This window comes from Paenibacillus puldeungensis (assembly GCF_042678945.1).
Taxonomy (GTDB): domain Bacteria; phylum Bacillota; class Bacilli; order Paenibacillales; family Paenibacillaceae; genus Fontibacillus; species Fontibacillus puldeungensis.
This window is the reverse complement of the sequence record NZ_JBHTLM010000008.1, coordinates 170,149-192,546: the sequence shown is the minus strand read 5'-3', so window position 1 is coordinate 192,546 and position 22,398 is coordinate 170,149. Positions and strand designations below refer to the sequence as shown.

General features: G+C 47.1%; 19 protein-coding genes. All 19 read right to left on the bottom strand.

All coding sequences use genetic code 11. From position 1 onward, the window contains the following. Positions 1 to 21 precede the first annotated feature (21 nt). The 19 genes from rny to dapA all read right to left on the bottom strand — a co-directional run bounded on the left by rny (position 22) and on the right by dapA (position 22,368). Complete coding sequence (gene rny / locus ACFQ3W_RS13285; RefSeq protein WP_379319706.1) at positions 22 to 1,563, bottom strand: ribonuclease Y; 1,542 nt, start codon at positions 1,561 to 1,563, stop codon at positions 22 to 24. 309 nt (positions 1,564 to 1,872) lie between these two features. After that, a complete protein-coding gene (locus ACFQ3W_RS13280; RefSeq protein WP_379319705.1) occupies positions 1,873 to 2,706 on the bottom strand; it encodes a regulatory protein RecX in 834 nt (277 codons plus the stop codon). A 124-nt stretch (positions 2,707 to 2,830) separates the two neighbouring features. Then, a complete protein-coding gene (recA, locus tag ACFQ3W_RS13275) occupies positions 2,831 to 3,892 on the bottom strand; it encodes a recombinase RecA (RefSeq protein ID WP_379319704.1) in 1,062 nt (353 codons plus the stop codon). A 713-nt stretch (positions 3,893 to 4,605) separates the two neighbouring features. Beyond that, complete coding sequence (locus ACFQ3W_RS13270; protein WP_379319703.1) at positions 4,606 to 5,856, bottom strand: competence/damage-inducible protein A; 1,251 nt, start codon at positions 5,854 to 5,856, stop codon at positions 4,606 to 4,608. Between the two features lie 58 nt (positions 5,857 to 5,914). After that, positions 5,915 to 6,502 (bottom strand): CDP-diacylglycerol--glycerol-3-phosphate 3-phosphatidyltransferase, encoded by a 588-nt coding sequence (pgsA, locus tag ACFQ3W_RS13265; RefSeq protein WP_379319702.1) that lies wholly within the window; start codon positions 6,500 to 6,502, stop codon positions 5,915 to 5,917. Further along, positions 6,499 to 7,827, bottom strand: coding sequence for a 30S ribosomal protein S12 methylthiotransferase RimO (gene rimO, locus ACFQ3W_RS13260; protein ID WP_379319701.1), 1,329 nt, complete (start codon positions 7,825 to 7,827; stop codon positions 6,499 to 6,501). Before rimO ends, pgsA begins: the two co-directional genes overlap by 4 nt. A gap of 153 nt (positions 7,828 to 7,980) precedes the next feature. Continuing rightward, positions 7,981 to 8,472: a YajQ family cyclic di-GMP-binding protein gene (locus tag ACFQ3W_RS13255; protein ID WP_379319700.1), complete on the bottom strand. Its 492-nt coding sequence runs from the start codon at positions 8,470 to 8,472 to the stop codon at positions 7,981 to 7,983. 173 nt (positions 8,473 to 8,645) lie between these two features. Further along, positions 8,646 to 9,701 (bottom strand): helix-turn-helix domain-containing protein, encoded by a 1,056-nt coding sequence (locus ACFQ3W_RS13250; protein ID WP_379319699.1) that lies wholly within the window; start codon positions 9,699 to 9,701, stop codon positions 8,646 to 8,648. Between the two features lie 37 nt (positions 9,702 to 9,738). Further along, entirely contained in the window at positions 9,739 to 10,506 is a 768-nt protein-coding gene (locus ACFQ3W_RS13245; RefSeq protein ID WP_379319698.1) for a DUF3388 domain-containing protein, read from the bottom strand. Positions 10,507 to 10,724: 218 nt separating this feature from the next. Continuing rightward, positions 10,725 to 10,979, bottom strand: coding sequence for a DUF3243 domain-containing protein (locus tag ACFQ3W_RS13240; RefSeq protein WP_379319764.1), 255 nt, complete (start codon positions 10,977 to 10,979; stop codon positions 10,725 to 10,727). A gap of 92 nt (positions 10,980 to 11,071) precedes the next feature. Beyond that, entirely contained in the window at positions 11,072 to 11,839 is a 768-nt protein-coding gene (gene ymfI, locus ACFQ3W_RS13235; protein ID WP_379319697.1) for an elongation factor P 5-aminopentanone reductase, read from the bottom strand. Between the two features lies 1 nt (position 11,840). After that, entirely contained in the window at positions 11,841 to 13,070 is a 1,230-nt protein-coding gene (gene yfmH / locus ACFQ3W_RS13230) for an EF-P 5-aminopentanol modification-associated protein YfmH (RefSeq protein ID WP_379319763.1), read from the bottom strand. Positions 13,071 to 13,101: 31 nt separating this feature from the next. Continuing rightward, on the bottom strand, positions 13,102 to 14,406 hold the full coding sequence (gene yfmF, locus ACFQ3W_RS13225; RefSeq protein WP_379319696.1) for an EF-P 5-aminopentanol modification-associated protein YfmF: 1,305 nt from the start codon (positions 14,404 to 14,406) through the stop codon (positions 13,102 to 13,104). A gap of 141 nt (positions 14,407 to 14,547) precedes the next feature. Further along, positions 14,548 to 15,405: a spore cortex-lytic enzyme gene (gene sleB / locus ACFQ3W_RS13220; RefSeq protein ID WP_379319695.1), complete on the bottom strand. Its 858-nt coding sequence runs from the start codon at positions 15,403 to 15,405 to the stop codon at positions 14,548 to 14,550. A 140-nt stretch (positions 15,406 to 15,545) separates the two neighbouring features. Continuing rightward, a complete protein-coding gene (locus ACFQ3W_RS13215) occupies positions 15,546 to 18,215 on the bottom strand; it encodes an FtsK/SpoIIIE family DNA translocase (protein WP_379319694.1) in 2,670 nt (889 codons plus the stop codon). A gap of 72 nt (positions 18,216 to 18,287) precedes the next feature. Beyond that, positions 18,288 to 18,518: a YlzJ-like family protein gene (locus ACFQ3W_RS13210; RefSeq protein WP_379319693.1), complete on the bottom strand. Its 231-nt coding sequence runs from the start codon at positions 18,516 to 18,518 to the stop codon at positions 18,288 to 18,290. Beyond that, a complete protein-coding gene (locus tag ACFQ3W_RS13205) occupies positions 18,515 to 19,288 on the bottom strand; it encodes a ClpP family protease (protein ID WP_379319692.1) in 774 nt (257 codons plus the stop codon). Before ACFQ3W_RS13205 ends, ACFQ3W_RS13210 begins: the two co-directional genes overlap by 4 nt. Positions 19,289 to 19,502: 214 nt before the next feature. Then, on the bottom strand, positions 19,503 to 21,182 hold the full coding sequence (locus tag ACFQ3W_RS13200; RefSeq protein WP_379319691.1) for a ribonuclease J: 1,680 nt from the start codon (positions 21,180 to 21,182) through the stop codon (positions 19,503 to 19,505). Positions 21,183 to 21,501: 319 nt separating this feature from the next. Continuing rightward, a complete protein-coding gene (dapA, locus tag ACFQ3W_RS13195) occupies positions 21,502 to 22,368 on the bottom strand; it encodes a 4-hydroxy-tetrahydrodipicolinate synthase (RefSeq protein WP_379319690.1) in 867 nt (288 codons plus the stop codon). Positions 22,369 to 22,398 lie beyond the last annotated feature (30 nt).

The window sequence follows — 22,398 nt, the reverse complement described above, 5'->3', positions numbered from 1 at the left end:
GCCACTTTTTCAGCTTAACCTTTACTTCGCGTATTCAACCGCCCGCGTCTCGCGAATGACGGTTACCTTGATATGACCTGGATAATCGAGTTCATTCTCGATCGTCTTCGTAATGTCTCTCGCCAGGCGGAAAGCCTCCGCATCGTCAATTTTATCCGGCTGTACCATTACGCGAACTTCACGACCCGCTTGAATCGCAAACGATTTCTCAACGCCTTCGAAAGACTCGGAAATCTCCTCGAGCTTCTCTAACCGGCGGATGTACGTTTCCAGCGTTTCGCGACGCGCACCTGGTCTTGCTGCCGACAATGCATCGGCTGCGCCAACCAGCATAGCGATAACAGACGTTGCTTCGCAGTCCCCATGGTGAGATGCAATACTGTTGATGACCACAGGATGCTCCTTGTATTTCTTAGCCAGTTCCACGCCGATTTCGACATGAGATCCTTCCACTTCATGATCAAGCGCTTTACCGATATCATGCAACAAGCCTGCTCGTTTGGCCAGCGCTATATCCTCGCCAAGCTCCCCAGCCATCAATCCGGCCAGATAAGCAACTTCCATCGAATGCTTCAGTACGTTCTGACCGTAGCTTGTCCGGAACTTGAGCCGTCCCAAAATCTTGATCAAATCAGGATGCAATGCATGCACGCCCACTTCGAATGTAGCTTGTTCGCCGTACTCGCGAATTCGTTCGTCGACTTCCCGGCGTGATTTCTCGACCATTTCTTCGATTCGTGCCGGGTGAATGCGTCCGTCTGCCACCAGTTTCTCCAGTGCAGTACGGGCTATTTCACGGCGAATCGGATCAAAGCCCGACAAAATAACCGCTTCCGGCGTATCATCGATAATGAGATCAATCCCGGTTAACGTTTCAAGAGCCCGGATGTTGCGTCCTTCACGGCCAATAATCCGTCCCTTCATTTCTTCGTTAGGAAGGGTTACAACAGATACCGTCGTTTCTGCAACATGATCAGCTGCACAACGTTGAATAGCCAGCGTAATAATCTCGCGGGATTTCTTATCCGCTTCTTCCTTCGCTTGCTGTTCAATATCCTTAATCATCTGTGCCGTTTCATGACGAACTTCTTGCTCTACATTATTCAAAATAATCGTACGAGCATCTTCCATACTCAAATTCGAGATACGTTCCAGTTCCTGAACTTGACTTTTGTAAATCAAATCGATTTGTTGTTGTGTTTCTTCGATTCGTTTCTCTTTGCTAACCACTTGCTCTTCTTTACGTTCCAGCGATTCTAATTTTTTATCCAGCGACTCTTCCTTTTGCAACAATCGTCTTTCTTGTCGTTGAATTTCATTCCGACGTTCACGAATGTCTTTATCAGCTTCCGATCTGAGCTTATGGACTTCGTCCTTAGCCTCCAGAACGGTTTCTTTTTTCAGTGCTTCTGCGTCTTTCTTCGCGTTTTCCAAGATTTGACTTGCAGCTTGTTCCGCACTGGAAATTTTAGCTTCTGCAAGAGATTTGCGAATAAAATACCCGATCACGAACCCAAAGAATAAAGCGGCCGCAACGAGAACGATCCAGATTCCAGCGTTCATCTGTTCACCTCCTCGTTGTTTCCTCCAAGGCATTCCTTGGGATTTTTGCAGTTGTAATTACGTTTCACATTCATCATTCATACTAAGAATACATGACATGCCCTTTCAGTTCAGCGGCTCATGCACGTTTCGCATGAACGTTCTACAGTTATGCGAACGTGTGGCCTTCATGATTGGAAAGTAGAATCTACTCCGAAGTCCATAATTTTGGAAGGAAAAAAGGGACACTCGTTAATATAGATTCATGTTCATTTTATTATTTGACGAAAGATATTGTCAAGCAAGTGACAAGAGTTCCCTCAGCTATCCCTACTCTTCTTCCCAATTTTCCGTAACGCTAAAACCATCTTTTCTGCTTAGCTCGCGAACAACTTTGGACACAACCGCCCCGGAATAGCCTCTTCTTAGCAAAAAAGCTCCCGTCTTTCGCATCTTATCTGCCGGCTCACCGGAAGTCCCCTGCCATTTCTTCCTAGCGAGCTGCATTGCACTGCTTAATTCCTCATCCTCACTAACCTCGTCCAGTGCCTCCTCAATGAGAGGCTTAGACACGCCCTTCTGACGCAGTTCATGGCGCACCCATAATTTCCCCTTGCCACGGTTCCTCACCCGCTGAGAGGCCCATTCTTGTGCGTAAGCAGCGTCGTCAACAAACCCTTCTCTTCCAAGCCGTTCGACAACCTCTTGAATCGTCCCCTCTGCCCAGCCCTTTTCTCGTAACCGAAAGGAGATTTCATAAGCAGTACGGGGTTTTCTGCTCAAGTACACAATGGCATCGGCATACGCTCTCTGGCGCTCATCAGCGGATACGATATCCTCTAGCTCGCTTTTTGTAAATACCGCTCCTTTGATCATCCGGTACTTAATCATGACGTCCTCGTGAACTTCCAAGGCGTATGCTCCAAACGATATGCGATAGCGATGTTTGGGCTTTTTTAACATCAAAACCGATTGAATTGTTAGCTCTGTATCATCCGGCAGGTTATCTAGCGCTTGTTCTTGATGATCGGAAGCCTCCCGATCGAATGTTTGTTTGCTATGCTCCCAAAGCGATTCATCGGATATATCTACGATTTCGCTTTCTCTATGTTGTGGCTTATATTCCTTAGCCCGTGTGCCCTGGACGTAATCTCGATCATTCACACGGCATCCCCCTGTCAATGTGCCTATTGAATTCATATTCTATGTGACCATTTTGGCCCACTGCTTATACAAAAGCGCTCTGCCCCGGCACATGTCACCGGTCAGAGCGCTTGATGGTAATGTATTATTCTTCTTCAAAAAGCGCTTGTTCTTCTCTTTCATCCTCTTCAACTTCACTTGCGGAGGCAGGAGTAACAGAAGTCGTCAAATTGCTAGCTTCCCGTATTTTCTGCTCAATCGTATTGGCGATTTCCGGGTGTTCCTTTAAATACTGTTTGGCATTTTCTCTGCCTTGTCCGAGGCGTTCTCCAGCGAAAGAATACCACGCACCGCTCTTATCGACGATATCCAGTTCAACCCCAATATCAATAATGCTACCCTCTTTGGAGATGCCTTCGCCGTACATAATGTCGATCTCAGCTTGTTTAAACGGAGGGGCGACTTTGTTCTTAACAACTTTGATCCGTGTCCGGTTCCCTACCATGTCATTGCCCATCTTAATCGTTTCTATACGACGAACATCCAAACGAACCGTTGAATAGAACTTCAGTGCGCGTCCACCTGGTGTTGTCTCCGGATTTCCGAACATAACGCCGACTTTTTCACGAAGCTGATTGATAAAGATCGCAATCGTTTTCGATTTGCTGATAGCGCCCGAAAGTTTACGGAGAGCCTGAGACATCAAACGTGCTTGAAGACCTACGTGGGAATCCCCCATCTCGCCTTCAATTTCCGCTTTAGGGACAAGGGCTGCTACAGAGTCAATAACTATAATATCTACAGCACCACTGCGAACCAGCGCTTCGGCGATTTCCAAAGCTTGTTCACCGGTGTCCGGCTGAGATAACAGCAGCTCATCAATGTTAACTCCCAGTTTGCTTGCGTAGGAGGGATCAAGCGCATGCTCCGCATCGATAAAAGCAGCCTGTCCACCAATTTTCTGCACTTCTGCAATGGCGTGCAGCGCTACCGTCGTTTTACCAGATGATTCTGGTCCATACACTTCAATAATCCGGCCACGAGGCAATCCCCCGATTCCAAGAGCTATATCTAAAGCAATCGATCCGCTTGGGACGATTTCCACCTGCATATGTGTGGATTCTCCCAGTTTCATGATCGACCCTTTACCGAATTGCTTTTCTATTTGACGAAGCGCCATTTCCAGCGCTGCTTTACGATCTGACAATCAGCTCACATCCTTCATAGAAATAAATACATGAGTTCTAACGTTTATAATTGTACCGTGTTTTGGAATGTTTGCCAAGCACTTTTTCGAACATACATTCGGTGTATCTCATCCCTCCCAAACCCTCCCTTACCGTAAGGGAGGGCCCCAAGGGCCTGCTGCCCTTTGGATACCCGCAAACTGGACTAACGTGGGAGGGAGAGAGGCGCTCCTGCGGGGCTGTTCCCCTCTGGGGAATGCGCCCGGACTTCGTGCTTGGAACGCTTTTCCCCCTTCGGGTACGTCTTACTTTTTTGCTCCTGGGTTACCTGGGTAAACCTTTCGATAACGGGGGTGTGCCTGAGGCGCTCCTACGGCTGTTCCCCTTCGGGGAATACGCCTGGCTTCGTGCTCGGAACGCTTTTCTCCCCTTCGGGGCACGTCTTACTTTTTTTGTTCCTGGGTTACCTGGGTAAACCTTTTAATAACGGGGGAGTTACTGAGGCGCTCCTGTAGGGCTGTTCCCTTCGGGAATGCGCCTGGACTGCGTGCTTGGAACGCTGTTCCCCTTCGGGGAATGCGTCTGGCTTGGGTTTTGTGTCTGGGTTAGTTCTCTCCTCCCTTCAGTGAAATAACAACAAAAAAAGAACCGCAGCACAACAAAAATGTTTGCTACGGTTCTTCCGTGGTTTGATTATACAATGGCGCGGCTATGAAGTGCAAGCAGGCTTGAACTATGCCTTAATTTCTTTCCATAGGTGATAAAGAATCGTTTTAACGGTCCGCAGGCGGATGATTTCACGACTTCCTTTCAGGTTCAACTCGTAAACAGAGGTTTCTCCGTCCCGCCGAGAAAGGGCTATGTAGACGAGGCCGACAGGCTTGCGCTCGGAATGGCTAGGCCCGGCTACGCCGGTGATAGATAGACCGAAATCGGTATCCGTGATTTGCCGGACCTCCTCAGCGAGCACAATCGCGGTCTCGGCGCTGACGGCGCCGGGAGCGTTTTCGCCTTCGAGTAATTCGTGAGGAACGTTTAGCAGCTTTTCCTTCATTGCGTTAGAATAGCAGACGATTCCGCCAGTGAAAACGGCAGAACTGCCTGGGACTGCTGTAATCATTTCCATCAGCAATCCTCCGGTGCAGCTTTCGGCTGCGCTTAAGGTTAGGCCGCGTTCGGCCATCAAATCGACAATTGTTTTTTCGATCGGGACGTCGATGTTCGCATACAAATGGTTAGGGAGGCGCGAAGCAATTTCTCGTTCCATCACATCAAGCTTTTCCATGGCTTCCTGTTCATTCGGCGCTTTCGTAGAGATGCGGATCGTCACTTCGCCCTCCTTCGCATAAGGAGCTACGGTAGGGTCTGTCTGTTCCTTTATTAGATCAAGCAGCTTCGTTTCGAGCGCAGATTCACCAATGCCGGCGAATTTAAGCATTTTCGAGAACAGAGGCATCGCTCCGGAGAGTACATGCTCCAGTATCCAAGGCTTAGCTTGCTTTTCAAACATCGGTTTCATTTCTTTTGGAGGACCAGGCAACACGATGTAGAACTTTCCTTGGTCCGCGATGGCATTTCCAACCGCAAGGCCGGTTTCGTTAGGAAGAGGCGTAGCTCCGTCGATGGACAGCGCTTGACGCCGATTGTTTTCTGTCATCGGAATGCCACGGTCCTTAAAGAAACGGTCAACGTTTTCCATAGCTTCCGGATCAATATGTAAGGAGCGGCCTAATACGGAGGCTAAGGAATCTTTCGTCAAATCATCCTGTGTTGGGCCGAGTCCCCCGGTAAAAATCAGCAAATCAGCCCGTGAAGTCGCCGCCTCTACTGCCTGAGCAAGTCGGTTCGTGTTGTCCCCTACAACGGTTTGAAAATAAACGTCAATCCCAAGAGCAGCCAGCTCTTGGGATAAGTATTGAGCATTGGAATTGACGATTTGACCAAGCAGTAATTCCGTCCCTACGGCAATAATTTCTGCTTTCATCTTTCTCACGTCTCCTTAGTGGCGGATTTCACATCAGCCTCATTCGAAAATTTCGGTATTACGCTTTTGAGAACGAAAGCACATTTTTATTTTTAACAAAGTAATCAATCCCTGAGTAAACCGTAATGATCGCCGCAATCCAGATGGCAATATCATCAAACGGAATCGAGACCCATACAAACGGAAAATTGTTCAGCAGCAGCGCCGAAATCGCAATGATTTGTGTGATTGTTTTTGCCTTGCCCCATTTGCTTGCCGCAATGACAGAACCTTCAAGCAAAGCAACTTCGCGAAGCCCGGTAACGGCGAATTCACGGCTAATGATGATCACGGCGATCCATGCATCGCATTTCCCTAGTGCCACTAGCCCGATCAGTACAGTCCCGACCAGTAGTTTATCTGCAAGTGGATCTAGCAGTTTTCCTAGATTGGTCACGAGATTATATTTTCTGGCGATATATCCATCAATTCCGTCCGTGCTGGCAGCTATGATGAACAAAATCGCAGCGATCAGCTGATTAAGTGGCAGTGAATAGTCGCCGAGGACGATCTCCTGGGACAGCCATTCCCCATCCAGCAGCAAAAAAACAAGCATCAGTGGAATCATTAAGATACGGGTAATGGTGATTCGGTTGGGCAAGTTCACTGTACAGCCTCCCCGGATAAATCATATTCAAATGCATGTGTTATCCGAACTTTGGTCACATCTCCGATTTGCGCGGAGCATTTCGATACAAACACTTCTCCATCAATCTCAGGAGCATCAAATTGAGAGCGACCTACAAAGACATCGCTTCGACCATCGTAGCGCTCAATAAGCACATCCAGCACCTGTCCAATGTACTTACCGCTATTTTCATCCGCAACGGAGCGTTGAATCTCCATTAACGTATTAGCCCGCCATTCTTTGACATCCTCATCAATCTGATCAGGCAGTCTTGATGCAGGTGTGTCATCTTCTTTAGAATACGTAAATACGCCGAGCCGATCAAATTTGATTTCACGTACAAAATCGCATAACCGTTCAAAATCTTCTTCTGTTTCACCCGGAAAGCCGACGATCAGAGACGTGCGAAGCGATACGTTAGGGATGCGAGCACGAATCTTAGCAATCAGCTCACGAGTATCCCGGTTTCTTCCAGGACGACGCATTCTTTTCAAAATTGCATCTTCACTATGCTGTAAAGGCATGTCGATATATTTGCAAATTTTCGGATTGGAAGCAATCATCTCGATTAATTCATCGGTAAAAAATCCCGGATAAGCATAATGCAGCCGGACCCACTCAATTCCTTCAACCTGGCTCACTTTGTCCATAAGCTCGGGCAGCTTGAATTCTCCATACAAATCCGTTCCGTAATTGGTGGAATCCTGTGCAATCAGGCTGATCTCTTTAACGCCTTGAGCCGCCATCCCTCTGACTTCCTCAACAATCGATTCCATGGAGCGGCTGCGGAAGCTACCACGCATGATTGGAATGCTGCAAAATGTGCAGTTATTATCGCAGCCTTCCGCAATCTTAACATAAGTCGTATACTTTGCCGTAGATAGCTTTCGCGGTAACGCCTGCTCGTAATTAAAGACCGGATTACCAACTAACGCAGGCTTTTTACCTTTAAGAGCTTCATCAACGATCCGGTTAATATGATGAAAATCGCCGGTACCAACAATACCGTCGATTTCTGGCATTTCTTCCATTAGTGCCTGCTTGTAACGCTGCGTAAGGCAGCCCGATACAATTAGAGCTTTAAGCCTTCCCGTTTCCTTTAGCTCGGCCAGATCAAGAATCGTATTGACCGATTCTTCCTTCGCCGCATCGATAAAGCCGCAGGTGTTGACGATTATGACGGTTGCATCCTCTTGTTTATCTACCAAGGAATAACCGCGCTGATCGATGAGACCCGACATGATCTCGGAGTCAACCAGATTTTTCTCGCAGCCCAGCGTCACTATTTTCACTTTTTCTGTCATCAATTCTTTCCCCCATCAATATCAGCCGTGATCCCATATTTTATCTGTATGAATAACCTCTACAAGTATAATATTCGTGGACGACGCTGTCAAAAACGTGAAAGGCCTCATGCACGCCAAATAATGCAGGAGACCCCTTCTTAGTTTTACCGCTTATTTAAGGTTGGTAAACTGCAAGTCAAGCGAAAGATCCGCCTTACGAAGTAGCTGGATGATTTGCTGCAGATCGTCTTTGCTTTTGCCGGTGACTCGGATTTGATCACCTTGAATCTGACTTTTTACTTTTATCTTGGAATCGCGAATCAGCACGTTGATTTTCTTCGCATTCTCTTGGTCTATGCCCTGCTTCAGGCTAATTCTTTGGCGCACAGTTCCGAGAGATGCCGGTTCTACTTTACCGTAATCCAAATTTTTGATCGGCAAACCACGTTTGATCATTTTCGACTGCAAAATATCAATAACGGCACCAAGCTTATATTCGTCATCGGACACAACAACGAGTACATCTTTTTCCAGCTTTAGTTCGCTTTTACTGTCCTTAAAGTCGAAGCGGCTGGCGATTTCACGCTCCGTTTGATTGATCGCGTTGGTGAGTTCCTGCATGTCCATTTTGGATACAATATCAAATGAACTTTCTGAAGCCATAGTTCACAATCCTTTCCTTGTACCAATCTTTTCTACTTTATGATTCTTAATTATATGTAAAAGTTTTCGCAAAGTCGAGCGTTCATCCAGTATTCCATACCTAAGAGTCTAGACAGAAAAGGCGTTTTCCAACCGAAACAGTTAGAAAACGCCTCTTTAATGTGCTGATTTATTTATTCCCCGCCGGTTTGATTCCCAGTATCCGTGCCTGTATTGGTCCCGGTTCCGGTTCCGTCAGGTGTTCCTGCACCATCCGTGCCCGTATTCCCAGTCTGATTTGGATCAGTACCGGTGCTGCCATTATCCAGGTTTATCAATAATTTGGATGTCGTTTTACCGTCATCTACCGTTTGTCCTGCAACGGTTATGACCGTATTTTTCGAATTGCCAGACTTGATATACAACCCTTCCGGACCAACATCATAGGTTTGAACGTCGCCATCTTCCATATTTGCATAATACAGCTTCTCTCCGGTTCTGCCGCCTTTCCGAACTTCTACCCAGCTTTTGCCTGAGGCCGTGATGACTGCCTGTACCGTTTGAGTCCCTGCATTCTGTACCTTAAACTTCGTTGCACTTCCTTCTTTACCGTCCGGAACAACGGTGATACTTCCGGCAGCCGGTTGACCTTCCTTGTCCGTGGCGTCAGTGCCTGTTCCGTTCGTTGCATCGGTTTTTGTTCCTCCGTTAGCTGGATCACCCGTCGCATCCCCGGTGTTGCCTGCCGGAGTAGAATCCGGTGTTTTACCTGCATTGTCTCCGCTAGGCGCTTGACCACCTTTTTGAGCTTCCTGTGTGACCGGAGTGGGATCCGGCTGCTTGTTGTCTGCAGTTTCCGATTTGCCCCAAACCGTGAAATACATGTATATAACAGCTAAGATCAGCACAGCGAAAGACCACATTAATGTGGTAGAAAGCCACTTTGAATTGCGTTCCGAATGCTGCCTGCTGCGGCGCTTTTGCATAACAGGTTCCATCGTTTGTTCCGGTTCGGTTTCCGGCACGTTTGGGCGATGCTCGGCGAGTAATTCCTCCGCATCTACGCCAACAGCTTCGGCGTACGTTTTAATGAATGCTCGAACATAGAAACTCCCCGGTAATACTTTATAATCTCCTGACTCGATGGCTTCCAAATATCTTTTGCGAATTTTAGTCATTTCCTGTATGTCATCCAGCGACAAACCTCTGGCAAGGCGGGCTTCCCTCAACTGCTGGCCCAAATCCGACACAACCATCACCTCCTGCTTTGATTAGTTATAGTAATGATTACATATCGTCCGTGTAAATTGTAGTGAACGTATCATAAACGATTTGCTCATCCGGATTGTTACGCAATTCGATAATAAAGTCAAAATTGTCATAACTGTATTCCGATTCTTTCACGAAGACATCAGGATGTTCGACAACTTTCGTCGATGGCATCGACATCAAATCCTGCAACAACTGATGGTGCTTTTCATTGGAACGCAGCGTACTGATAATACCATCAATGATAAACACATTGTTCGGATTCATCTCATCCTCAGACAATTGACTGCGAACTGTTTGCCGCAGCAATGTAGAGGACACAAAGGTCCATCGTTTCATGGAGCATACGCTGCCTGCGATAATGGATTCCGTCTTGCCTACCCGCGGCATACCTCGAAGTCCAATTAGTTGATGTCCATCCCTCTTAAAAATTTCGCCCAAAAAATCAACGAGTATTCCGAGCTCATCCCGAGTGAAGCGAAATGTCTTCTGATCGTCGGAGTCCCGATCAATGTAGCGCCCATGACGAACCGCAAGTAAGTCGACTAACCGGGGTGAGCGAAGAGCGGTAACTGTGACGGAATCTACCTTGTTTAGAATTTTGCTGACCTGATCTATTTTGCCATCATCGTCGGTTTCTAGCAAGAGCCCGCGAGTTTTTCCCTCCACACCGTTTATCGTCAGAATATTTATCTCCAGCATCCCGAGCATGGATGCAATATCACCCAAAAGGCCGGGACGGTTCTTATGTATCGTGTATTCCAAATACCATTGTTTTTGTACCATACAAAGACACCTTCTTTAATTTCCTATTTGCACGATTCGACAAAATAGGTCTTTATTCCTGCTATTCTATTCGACCAGTTTCTCTTTTTCTGACAGTGTTCGCAGTTCAGAAAAATAATCGTATGTGTTTTATGATATATAAAATAAAAATGAAAGGCAAGGGGACTTACAAAATGGGGGAAAAGCCCCCGGGTTCGGGAGCTTTTCCGGAAAACCAATTATGCGTTTTTCTTCGCCAGCTTTACCATGAGACGAGCGATGGTTTTCCGTTCCTCCTCGTTCCCTACATCCCAAATCTCTTTCAGCGCTCGATTAGATTCGTTTTGCGGATCCACCTTATCGTCTAAGAAGCCGCCGATTTCGTAAGCCAAATTTGTGATCGCATCCTCACTAAAGCCCGCTCTTTCAGCATGCTTAACACGTTCACCCAGAAACTTCTTCCATGTATCAAAATTTTTGAGTACTGTTGACATCATAAATCCTCCTTCGTTTGGCGATTTAAAATCAACAGTCGTAATATGTGATGTTTCTGGTGTTTTTATTCGCGAGGACTAAAGTGCATTCCTCAGGTGTACCATCCGCCGTTTGAACTAATAATTTGTCCTGTAATGTACCCCGATTCCGGCAATGCAAGAAAATAGACAAGCGAAGATATCTCCTTCGCCGAAGCCAACCTCCCTACAGGAATTTCATCCTCCAGGGATCTCAGCTCCTCCTTATCAAAGCGTTCCATCATATCGGTCTTTACAGCCCCCGGCGCCACGGCATTAACAGTTACGCCGGAAGGAGCAAGCTCCTTAGCGAGCGCCTTTGTAAATGCATTGATACCTCCCTTTGAGGCAGAATACGCCACCTCGCAGGAGCCTCCTGTTAGCCCCCATACGGAGGACATGTTAATGATCCGCCCATAGCGCTGACTGATCATATAAGGCATAAATTGCTGACTGCACAAAAAAACGCTCTTTAAGTTGACGTCCATCACATCGTCCCATTCGGCTTCCTTTAAATCGGTCAGCATGCCGTAATGGGAAATCCCCGCATTATTAATTAATATGTCCGGATGAAGGCCATAGTTCTCCAGCCGTTCCTTCATCTTTATTATCTGATCCTTGCTTCGGAGGTCAGCCGATACCGTGTAAGCATTAGCCCCTAGTTCAAGACATTTTCGTGCAACTTCATTCGCCGCCTCAAGTGATCTTCCATAATGGATAACAACGTTCATGCCCACGGAAGCGAACCTGACCGCCACTTCAGCACCGATTCCCCGACTAGCACCGGTAATCAGTACTGTCATATCAGTAAGCCTTTTTCCTCCCCCATGCTCCATTGCCATATTACGGACTCACCACGATTGATACGGACAACTGCTCCCAATCGATGTGTTCACGCAAGCGTTCGTTTACCTCATTAAGCGTAAGCGATTCATAGACCGGTAAAACACCGAACAAATCACCGCCGCGGAACCGATATCTGGTAAACTCGTGGGCAATATTTTCTGGGGAATTGAGCATCCGCAAATATCCGCCGATTTTCTTTTTACGGGCGCGCTCGAAATCTTCTTCTCTGAAGCCGCTGGACAGAATCGCGTTCGCTTCCTCTTGGATCACCGCCATCATTCGGTCAGGATCACTTGTATCCCCTCCGATTGCGGAGAATGCATAATTAGGACTGCTGTTGTACTCATGTCCGAAGCTATCCGAGATCAGGTTCATATCATAAAGCTTTTGGTAAAGCTTCGTACTTGGCCCCAGCAGTAAGTCGAGCGCCAGCTTGGTGGTCAAATCTCTGCGCATCAGCGCTTCGCCTGTGAGCCCAAGCTTCGTCTCTTTGAAACCGAAAAGACATTTTGGCAACGAAACTGGTAAGCGCGTCTCTCTTCGCTTCTCATGAACTTCCTTCGGCTCATCTTCAAACAACCGATCGATTCCGCCCTGAGGCTCATATTTCTTCTTCGCTTGATTTTCTCGAACAAGCTTCATGACTTCCTCCGGATCGACGCCGCCAACCACAAATAGAAGCATATTGCTCGGGTGGTAAAAAGCATTGTAACAAGTATAGAGCGTCTCTTTCGTAATCGTGCCGATCGACTCGACCGTCCCGGCAATGTCAATATGAACGGGATGAACCCGATACATCGCTTCAATTAGACCAAAGTATACCCGCCAATCCGGGTTGTCACGATACATGCCGATCTCTTGGCCGATGATCCCTTTTTCCTTCTCTACATTTTGATCGGTGAAATACGGATGCTGTACGAAATTGATCAAGGTCTCCAGGTTCTCTGAAATGTTTTCAGTCGCCGAGAACAGGTACACCGTTTGATCGAAGCTCGTAAACGCATTTGCTGAAGCACCTTGTGAGGCGAATTTGGCAAAAATATCACCCTCCGGTTCCTCAAACATTTTGTGCTCTAGAAAATGGGCAATCCCATCCGGTACCGAAATATCCTGTGCTCCCTCCACCCGAAAATGATTGTCGATCGATCCGTATTTTGTGGAAAAGGTGGCATATGTTTTTTTGAAACCTGACTTCGGAAGTACATAAACCTGCAGCCCGTTATCCATCGTTTCATGGTATAGGGTTTCCTGCAGTACATTATAAGCGATCGTTTTCAAGCGGCTGCACCTCCTTTTGACCTGTCAAAAAGTATATCGTGTCCAGCTCAACCGTATTAGCGACAGCCACAACGTTGTCCGGGGTTACTGCCTCCACTTGACTGAGCAATTCTTCGGCGGACCGATCTTTGCCGGACAAAACCCGGTTAAAATCAAACGCGATCATTTCAAAAGCCGAATCCTGCATCTCCAGCAAGCTGTTGCGAATCATCGCTTTAGTCTGCGACATTTCGAGTTCGCTGATCTCCCCTGCTCTCATACTGTCAAGCTGCGCCTTAATGATGCTAAGCGCCTTTTCGTAATTATCGATTTCAATACCCGATTGAATGCCCACAATTCCTTTATGTCCATCAAACCGAGACGCGGCATAGTAAGCCAAGCTTTCCTTTTCCCGAACGTTTACAAACAATTTGGAATGCGGATAGCTGCCCAAAATTCCGTTATACATCAACGCAGCGGCATATCGGTCATCGCCATACATAATCGGAGTCCGCAGTCCAAGATTCAGTTTGCCTTGATTGACATCTAGGGCTTCCTTAACGGTGCGAACCTCTTGAGCTTTCACTTCGCCGGTTTCCGGAACATACTCGGACGAACTGGAGCGGTCCAAGCTGAATTCTCGCGCCACCAACTCTTCTACCTCAGCCAGCGTAGTGTCTCCCACGACATACAGGTCAAAATTGGCCTGTTTGAGCCATTTTTTGTAGGCTTCAAACAATGAATTAGGCGTAATTTGCTCCAAATCACTTTGTTGGCCTAGCGGATGCAAGCGGTACGGGTCATTTTTGAACATTTCCTCCATACAACGCTCAGCGGCATAACGTATCTTATCGTTGATGATGCTTTCGAGCTTTTTACGAACCGTTTCTCGTTCGGAGGCAACATAGGATGTCCGGAATGCATCGTTTTCCGTCACTGGCTTGGTTATTACCTCGCCTAGAAAAGCAAAGGTTTTTCCAAGGAGCGACTCCCCAGTCTCCACAAAAGAATCGTTAATCGTATCCATCCGAAACTGAACAATTTGATAGTTACCACGTTTATAGACATCAAACCCGAATCCTGCACCATACAAATGCTCGAGCTGCTCTCTAAATTCGGTTGTCTCAGGATAAGATTTTGTCCCCCGCCGCAGTACAAAAGGGGTCAATGCTGTTGTAGTAACCGTTTGCTCATGAAGCGGGAGGCCCGCATAGAGAGAAACGGCAAACGTTTTGAATCGGGTTGTCGGCAAGACGTGAAGTCGAATATGACCCACCTTGCCGCGTTCAAATAGCGTCTTAGTCAAGACCAAAACTCCTTTGCAAGAGACTTATATTGCACTGTATTTAAAGGTTTATCATATGAAATTCAGTTCCATTCTATACCATTTCAAAGGAAAGAAGCAACCTGATGCACCATTGGCTGCTCCTTCTCGATTGGACGATATTTACATACAAAAAATATGTTCCCCGATCGTCTTCACTTGAGGCCGGGACCAAATCCATTTTGAAGTGGCCGTGTTCGGATTGAAGTAATAAATACAGCCACCCGTAGGATCCCAGCCGTTCAAGGCCTGCTGCACAGCTTTACGAGCAATCTCATTCGGTTCAAGCCAAATTTGTCCGTCAGCAACTGCAGTAAAGGCTCCAGGCTGAAAGATGACGCCTGACGCGGTGTTTGGAAAGCTTGGGGATTTAACCCGATTCAAAATAACCGCCGCTACCGCAACTTGTCCTTCAAAGGGTTCGCCCCGAGATTCGCCATAAACGGCGTTTGCCATAATTCTCAAATCATTCTCCGAGAGTCCCAGGCCATTGGAAGGTGAAAGCTCCGTCGATGTCGCCTTCAGCTTTCCGGCATTTTTTTTAGCTACGGTTTTCTTGGCCTTAACCTTAGCCTTGGACTTGGTCGTAGCGGCTTTCCGAGTCAATTCCATGCCCGGTCTCCATTTTTTTGTTGCATTGTACAGCTTAAGCTTTGTTCGAGATCCGGCAATGCCGTCCGGCTTCATTCCGAACTCCGCCTGAAACCGTTTTAAGGCTCTCTTCGTTTTCAGGCCAAAAGAGCTATCTAATTTTCCCTTGTAAAAACCGAGATACGATAAACGCCCTTGCAGTTCATATACATCCCGGCCAAATGCCCCATAATCAATGACCTGTCTGCTGAATACAGCTTGAGCTTCGGCATCGTGTGGGATCTCCTTATTGACATCAACATGGATTTGCTTGAACACAGTGACTCCGTATCCGATTCCGAATAAAAGCAGCACTAAACCGGCGGCAAACCATATTTTTGCTTTATTCATACGTTTAGCTCTACCTCTCTTTAGTGGATTAACATGGATGGGTAACTTTAGTATGACAAGCATTGTCCCTTCCTATGCACCATAAAGTCAAAGGTAATTAGAACGAAAACAAGGGAAGGATGTCCCTTGTCCTTAGTGGCTCAAGAAGATATCCTTCCCATTTTGTACTGCTCTATCGACATTAGAACTTCACGTGGTTTACTACCTTCGTAAGGTCCTACTATACCTCTTGCCTCCATCGAATCAATAAGTCTGGCCGCTCGGGTGTATCCAACCCGCATCCTTCGCTGTAGCAGTGATACAGATGCTTGCTTGGCCTCTAAAACGATGTGAACCGCCTGATCATACAGCTCATCGAGAACTTCCTCCGGTTCATGAACATCATCATCCACTTCAGGAACGAGGCTCTCGTCATATTCGGCTTGCCCCTGACCCTGAACATAATGAACGACCGTCTCTACTTCCTGATCGCTCATAAATGCGCCCTGAACGCGAATCGGCTTGGATGCGCCCATCGGCATGTAGAGCATGTCCCCCCGTCCGAGCAGCTTCTCCGCTCCCGCCATATCGAGAATAGTCCGCGAATCCACCTGAGACGATACCCCGAACGCAATCCGTGAGGGAATATTGGCCTTAATGACACCGGTGATAACATCCACTGATGGACGCTGCGTAGCGATGATCAAATGAATTCCGGCCGCACGAGCCATTTGAGCAAGACGAGCGATCGCATCCTCTACGTCGTTGGCTGCGACCATCATGAGATCGGCCAACTCGTCCACAATGACGACGATATAGGGCAGGACCGCATCCGGATTATCCTTCATCATGTGATTATAACCCTCAACGTTCCGTGCCCCCGACTTGGAAAACAGCTCATATCGTTTTTCCATTTCAACGACGATCTTCTTCAGAGCGAGCGATGCTCTTCTTGGATCGGTCACGACCGGAGTAAGCAAATGCGGTATTCCATTATACACATTCAGCTCAACCATTTTAGGGTCAACCATCATAAATTTGACTTCATTCGGCTTTGCCTTGAACAGGATGCTGGTAATGATACCGTTAATACATACCGATTTACCAGACCCCGTTGCCCCAGCTACAAGTAAGTGAGGCATTTTTGCCAAGTTGCCGATAATCGTTTGACCGGAAATGTCCCGTCCAAAAGCGATGGTCAGCTTGGACTCGGCATCCACAAATGTTGGTGTTTCCATGACCTCGCGCATCGTTACAAGCGATACCTCGTTGTTCGGCACCTCAATTCCGATAGCGGATTTACCTGGAATCGGCGCTTCCATTCGGATATCCTTCGCCGCGAGGGCCAGTGCAATGTCATCCGTCAAGTTAACGATTCGGCTGACCTTAACTCCAATATCCGGCTGTATTTCATAGCGCGTTACTGCAGGACCGCGTACGACCTCTAAAACTCTGGCCCTTACGCCAAAGCTCTCCAGCGTCGCCTCAAGTTTACGGGCGGTCTGCATATAATCTGCCTGATCACCGGACTTGCCAGTCCCCGCCGGCTTCGAAAGCAGCTTAAAGGACGGCAGCTTGTAGGGTTTAGGCGCCGGTTTGGGCGGTTGAGGAACGGTATCCGCAGCTTCAAGATGTTCCTGCCCCTCCACTTCAGCACTATCTTTCAAGGAATCTACATTCGCTTCCTCCGTACCTATATCCGGTTCTCCATTCGGTTGATGCACCGGATCAATAGCCCGTAAGGCATGCTCTGCTTCTTCAGTGGGGTGATCACCGTTCATCCCCTCATGTCCTTCGCCGTCATGAAAATGGCCTTCTCGCTGAATATGATCGAAGAAATCGCGAATGATCGGTACAGTATCCGTTTCAGCAGCAGAAAAATGATCCTGCGCCCCGTTTGCGTGCGCACCGCCAGCATCTACACCGGAGTAATCGAGCTCATTCCAGTTGATCGCACCTTCCGAATGACTATGTGCCCCAGGATCCGAGCCAACTTCGTCCACCTCGTCTGAAGAGGAAACCGTTCCCTGATCCGCCTCGCGTCCCTTAAAGCCCAGCAGTTGAAAAAATACCGGCTTTTTCCGTGCAACCGCTTCTGTCGTTGGCATCTCCTCTTGCTCCTCATCATACAAATTGACATGAGGAGTATGCTCTTCTTCTTTTTTTGGTTTAGCCGTAACTGGTACTGGACGGAGCAGACGCATTTTTTTGCTGAACCGATCGCCAAGTCCACCCATTTTTGAGTGAAGCATTTTAAACAAATCTACATAAGATAGCCCCGTAATCAACATAAAGCTAATCGCCAGCATAACGATCATAATCAGCTTAGCGCCTGCTACACCGAATAGCGAATACAGCAGCGCAAACTCCAGCCCGCCGACGTATCCACCGCTGATATTCCTCCCTAGCAAGCTAAATCCCGTATCCGTAGCCGCTGTCTGAAATAATGCACTCTGCAAGTCAGTGTGAATTTGCCCTATGATGTTTCCCGCTGTTAAAGGAACAGCTGGAGCTATTTTTTGCTGCATGGCAGAAATCGTGCTCATTAAGGCGAGCGCCAGTACGGCAAGCAGTATACCGCTGCGACGAGTCGTCCACCGCGACGGCCATTTTCGATTGATCATAACAGCAAGTCCTATGTAAATACCTACTAAAGGAATAACAAAATAAAATTTGCCGAGAATTAAAGCAGCCATTTTCGATAAGGTTCTACCCACGGCGGCTTCCCCGGACAAAGCAATAATTGAAAAGGTAATAAGGATGATTCCGTAAATTTCATATTTTAGCATGCTGCCCAGAGCAGCTTTTTTCTTCTTCCGTTTCCGTGCCAAACGAAAACACCCCCTAGATGGTTATTATACCATATTCTCTAGGGGGACCTGTAGAAATAGCCGGTTAGCATTTCAATCTTTCTTTTGGAGAGCCGGATAAAACATAATTTGTCTTCCAGGGGCGAAATCCGGATTTAAATAGTCATCCAAACTGCATCGCAGCAAACGTACAATTGTAGCCCGATTCCCAGGTTCTATGCGGATTTGCATCAACACACCCTGCAATTCAATTTCGCCGTACGCCTCTTGTTCTTCCGCCTGTTCCCAATAAGCTTCCTCCGGGAGTATCGTATAATGTGTCATTGCGTTATCCCCTCTAGACCGTGCATATTAGTCTTCCGGCGGTTTTCAATCAAAACATTCAGTTGATTCAGCCCTTCACCAATACCTCCAATCGCATCGATGAGCCCGAATTTGACGGCATCGTTACCTCCCACTGCAGTCCCGATATCTCGATTGAGTTCTCCAGTTTTGAACATTAGTTCCTTAAACATCTCCTCAGAGATCTTTGAATGGGTGGTGACGAACCTAACGACTCTTTCCTGCATCTTCTCAATGTACTCAAAGGTTTGCGGAACGCCAATGACGAGCCCAGTCATCCGAATAGGATGAATCGTCATTGTCGCGCTTTCAGCGATCAGGGAATAATTCGAGGCAACCGCGATTGGAACACCAATACTGTGGCCTCCTCCGATCACGACTGTTACCGTCGGTTTAGTCAACGAGGCGATCATTTCAGCGATAGCAAGGCCGGCTTCGACATCACCGCCAACTGTATTTAATATAATTAACAATCCCTCAATTCGTGGGTTTTGCTCAGCTGCAACAAGCTGGGGAATCAAATGTTCATATTTCGTCGTTTTATTTTGCGGCGGCAGTACCAAGTGGCCTTCAATTTGCCCGATTATCGTTAAGCAATAAACGTTGGATTCTCCCGTAGTCGGAACATTCGTCTGGCCAAATTGCTGAATGACATCAGTAACGGACGGTTCTTTCTTTTCCATGTCAGAGCCGGGCGGGATTTCTTCTTCTTCGCGGGCGGACGGTTTCATGCTGCCTGTATCTTTATTCATTAAAAAACGCCTTCCTTTCAGCCCTGAGGCCTATAGTCGTCGCAAGCTAACGCAGCAATTAGTATGCCGACAAACTTCTCCTCTCTATACAACATAAAACAAAAAAAGCCCCTTCTTCCCGCAAGGAACCGTCCATATTACCGGCGGGAGAAGAGGCGACTGTGTGCTAAATAACAAAGGTCACTTTTTCTTTAGATTTTTGATTTTCAAAAAATTAAACTTCCATGATGATCGGTAAAATCATCGGTCTACGGCGTGTTTGCTCATACAGGAATCGCCCTAAGGCTTCCTTGACATTTGTCTTAAGCGATGCCCATTCGTTCACGTTCTCGTTCATCAATCTCTCGAGAGTGCTTGAGACAATCCGGTTCGCTTCATCAAGCAAGCCTTCGGATTCTCTTACGTAAACAAAACCTCTGGAGATAATATCCGGACCGGATACAATGGTGCCATCCTGCTTTCTCAGGGTTACAACAACAACCAAAATGCCGTCTTGAGACAAAAGTTTGCGATCGCGCAACACAATATTACCTACATCGCCTACTCCTAATCCGTCAATCAGAACGTTGCCGGCCGGAACTTTGCCTGCTTTACGGGCTACGCCGTTTTGGATCTCAACGATTTCTCCGATATCCACCAGAAATATGTTGTCAGGCTCAACTCCGACGGATTGTCCAAGTAAAGCATGTTTCCGAAGCATCCGGTATTCACCATGAATCGGAATGAAATATTTTGGCCGCATCAGGTTAAGCATCAATTTCAACTCTTCCTGACTGCCGTGCCCGGAAACGTGAACTCCGGAATTGGAGCCACTATAAATCACTTCTGCGCCAAGGCGGAATAGCTCGTCAATCGTCCGTCCCACATATTTCTCATTACCTGGAACCGGCGTAGCTGCGATAATAACCGTATCCCCTGGTAAAATATCGACCTTGCGGTGCGTGGAACGGGCCATACGGGTTAACGCTGACATCGGTTCACCTTGGCTGCCCGTGCATAGAATAACTACGCGATCAGCAGCCATTTTGTTTACTTCTTCCGGTTCAATCAGAATACCGTCCGGTACATTCAAATACCCCAGTTCATGGGCGATCGCTACCACATTGACCATGCTGCGACCGATAATCGTGAGCTTACGGTCTGTAGCATAAGCGGCATCAATAACCTGTTGAATCCGATGAACATTCGAAGCAAATGTGGCTACGACGACACGCTGCTGTGCCTTATGGAAAATGTCGCTTAACACAATACCTACATTTTTTTCCGAAGGAGTAAAGCCTGGTTTCTCAGCATTTGTACTATCAGAGAGAAGAGCAAGTACGCCTTTCTTTCCGATTTCGCCCATCCGGTGTAAATCCGCATATTGATCATTGACTGGGGTATGATCAAATTTGAAGTCCCCGGTGTGCACTACATTGCCTTCCGGCGTTTCAATACATACACCAACTGAATCCGGTATACTATGATTCGTTCTAAAGAACGTTGCTTTCAGCGTAGTACCAAGCTCGATTTCCGAGTCAGCGTTGATGAGAATCCGTTTCGTTTCACCGAGCAGCCCGGCTTCTTTCAATTTATTCTCGACAAGTCCCAACGTCAATTTCGTTCCATATACCGGTACATTCAAGTTTCTCAGTACGTAAGGCAATCCGCCGATGTGGTCCTCGTGTCCGTGCGTCAGCACGATCCCTCTAACTTTATCGCGGTTCTCCGTCAAATAAGTGATGTCGGGAATGACGATATCAATACCTAACATGTCCTCTTCTGGGAACTTAAGTCCCGAATCGATGACAACGATATCATTTGCGTATTGAACGACATACATGTTCTTCCCGATTTCAGCGACGCCGCCCAACGCAAAGATCGTCAATTTTTCATTATTAATTTTTTTGGACAAGTGAATCTAACCCTCCTAATTGTTTTGGACGTCGTATCATTTTTCATATGGAAATGGCACCGATCACTGCAAATTCAACACGTTTTAGCAGGAATAATGACTGTCTCACAGTAGACAGCCTGGCCGTTTCTCAAATTCGTATTAGTTTTAAAAAATACACCGCACCCAGTCACTTGAAACCATTATACATGATTAAATTGGCAAAAAACAAGTCGGCAGCTTTACGTTCCTTTAACGTTACCTTGCTCCACAGCAAAAAAACCGATGCTTTATTAAGCGCATCGGTTTCTGGAAATAGAGCAGATATCTGGGCAAAAAGCTATTGCAGCAGGTTACGAATGTGCATTGCTTCATCCTCGCTCGGAGGCACTAGCGGCAAACGTACAGACCCAACGTTAAGCCCTTTTTCACCCAGCGCATATTTCACTCCTACCGGGTTTGGACACTCAAACAACACCTTGAATAAAGGAAGCAGCTCCCGATACAGTTTACCTGCCTCTTGAACATTTCCTTGGAGATATGAAGAAATCATTTGTTTCATCGATTTGCCAACGATATGACTCGCAACGCTAACAATCCCTCGTGCCCCAACCGCCAGCGCAGGCAATGCCGAGGAATCATCCCCCGTATACACAATAAAATCATTCGGAGCTCCCGAGACAATTCCAGCCAGTTGATCCAAAGGGCCACACTCTTTTGTAGCTACCACATTTGGTATTTGCGCTAAACGAAGCGTTGTCGCTGCACTCAAACCAACTACCGTACGGCTGGGCACATTATACAACATAACCGGCAGCTTCGTTGCGGAAGCAATCGCTTCAAAATGGCGAAACAATCCTTCCTGATTCGGTTTATTGTAATAAGGAGTAACCAGTAAAACGGCATCAACGCCACATAGTTCGGCTTCTTTCGTTAAGTGAATGGAATGTGCCGTGTTATTGCTTCCGGTCCCAGCTATAATTTTACAGCGACCTGCAGCGTGCTCCACAGCAAATTTAAACATTGCCAGCTTTTCCGTGTCGTCCAAAGTAGGTGATTCGCCGGTTGTACCGCATATCACGAGACTGTCAGTTTGTTGATTTTCAATTAATTCATCGATGAGGAGGGCAGTTTGATTCCAATCGATGTTCCCCTTATCATCGAAAGGCGTTACCATGGCTGTGATTAGACTTCCGAAATCGACCATGTTGTCTTCTCCTTCCGCTTTCCGTGAAAT

Coding starts and splice junctions, on each gene's coding strand:
- rny (WP_379319706.1), bottom strand. CDS start 1,563: ATGAACGCTGGAATCTGGATCGTTCTCGTTGCGGCCGCTTTATTCTTT.
- ACFQ3W_RS13270 (WP_379319703.1), bottom strand. CDS start 5,856: ATGAAAGCAGAAATTATTGCCGTAGGGACGGAATTACTGCTTGGTCAA.
- rimO (WP_379319701.1), bottom strand. CDS start 7,827: ATGACAGAAAAAGTGAAAATAGTGACGCTGGGCTGCGAGAAAAATCTG.
- ACFQ3W_RS13255 (WP_379319700.1), bottom strand. CDS start 8,472: ATGGCTTCAGAAAGTTCATTTGATATTGTATCCAAAATGGACATGCAG.
- ACFQ3W_RS13245 (WP_379319698.1), bottom strand. CDS start 10,506: ATGGTACAAAAACAATGGTATTTGGAATACACGATACATAAGAACCGT.
- ACFQ3W_RS13240 (WP_379319764.1), bottom strand. CDS start 10,979: ATGTCAACAGTACTCAAAAATTTTGATACATGGAAGAAGTTTCTGGGT.
- ymfI (WP_379319697.1), bottom strand. CDS start 11,839: ATGGCAATGGAGCATGGGGGAGGAAAAAGGCTTACTGATATGACAGTA.
- yfmH (WP_379319763.1), bottom strand. CDS start 13,070: ATGGATAACGGGCTGCAGGTTTATGTACTTCCGAAGTCAGGTTTCAAA.
- sleB (WP_379319695.1), bottom strand. CDS start 15,405: ATGAATAAAGCAAAAATATGGTTTGCCGCCGGTTTAGTGCTGCTTTTA.
- ACFQ3W_RS13210 (WP_379319693.1), bottom strand. CDS start 18,518: ATGACACATTATACGATACTCCCGGAGGAAGCTTATTGGGAACAGGCG.
- ACFQ3W_RS13205 (WP_379319692.1), bottom strand. CDS start 19,288: ATGAATAAAGATACAGGCAGCATGAAACCGTCCGCCCGCGAAGAAGAA.
- dapA (WP_379319690.1), bottom strand. CDS start 22,368: ATGGTCGATTTCGGAAGTCTAATCACAGCCATGGTAACGCCTTTCGAT.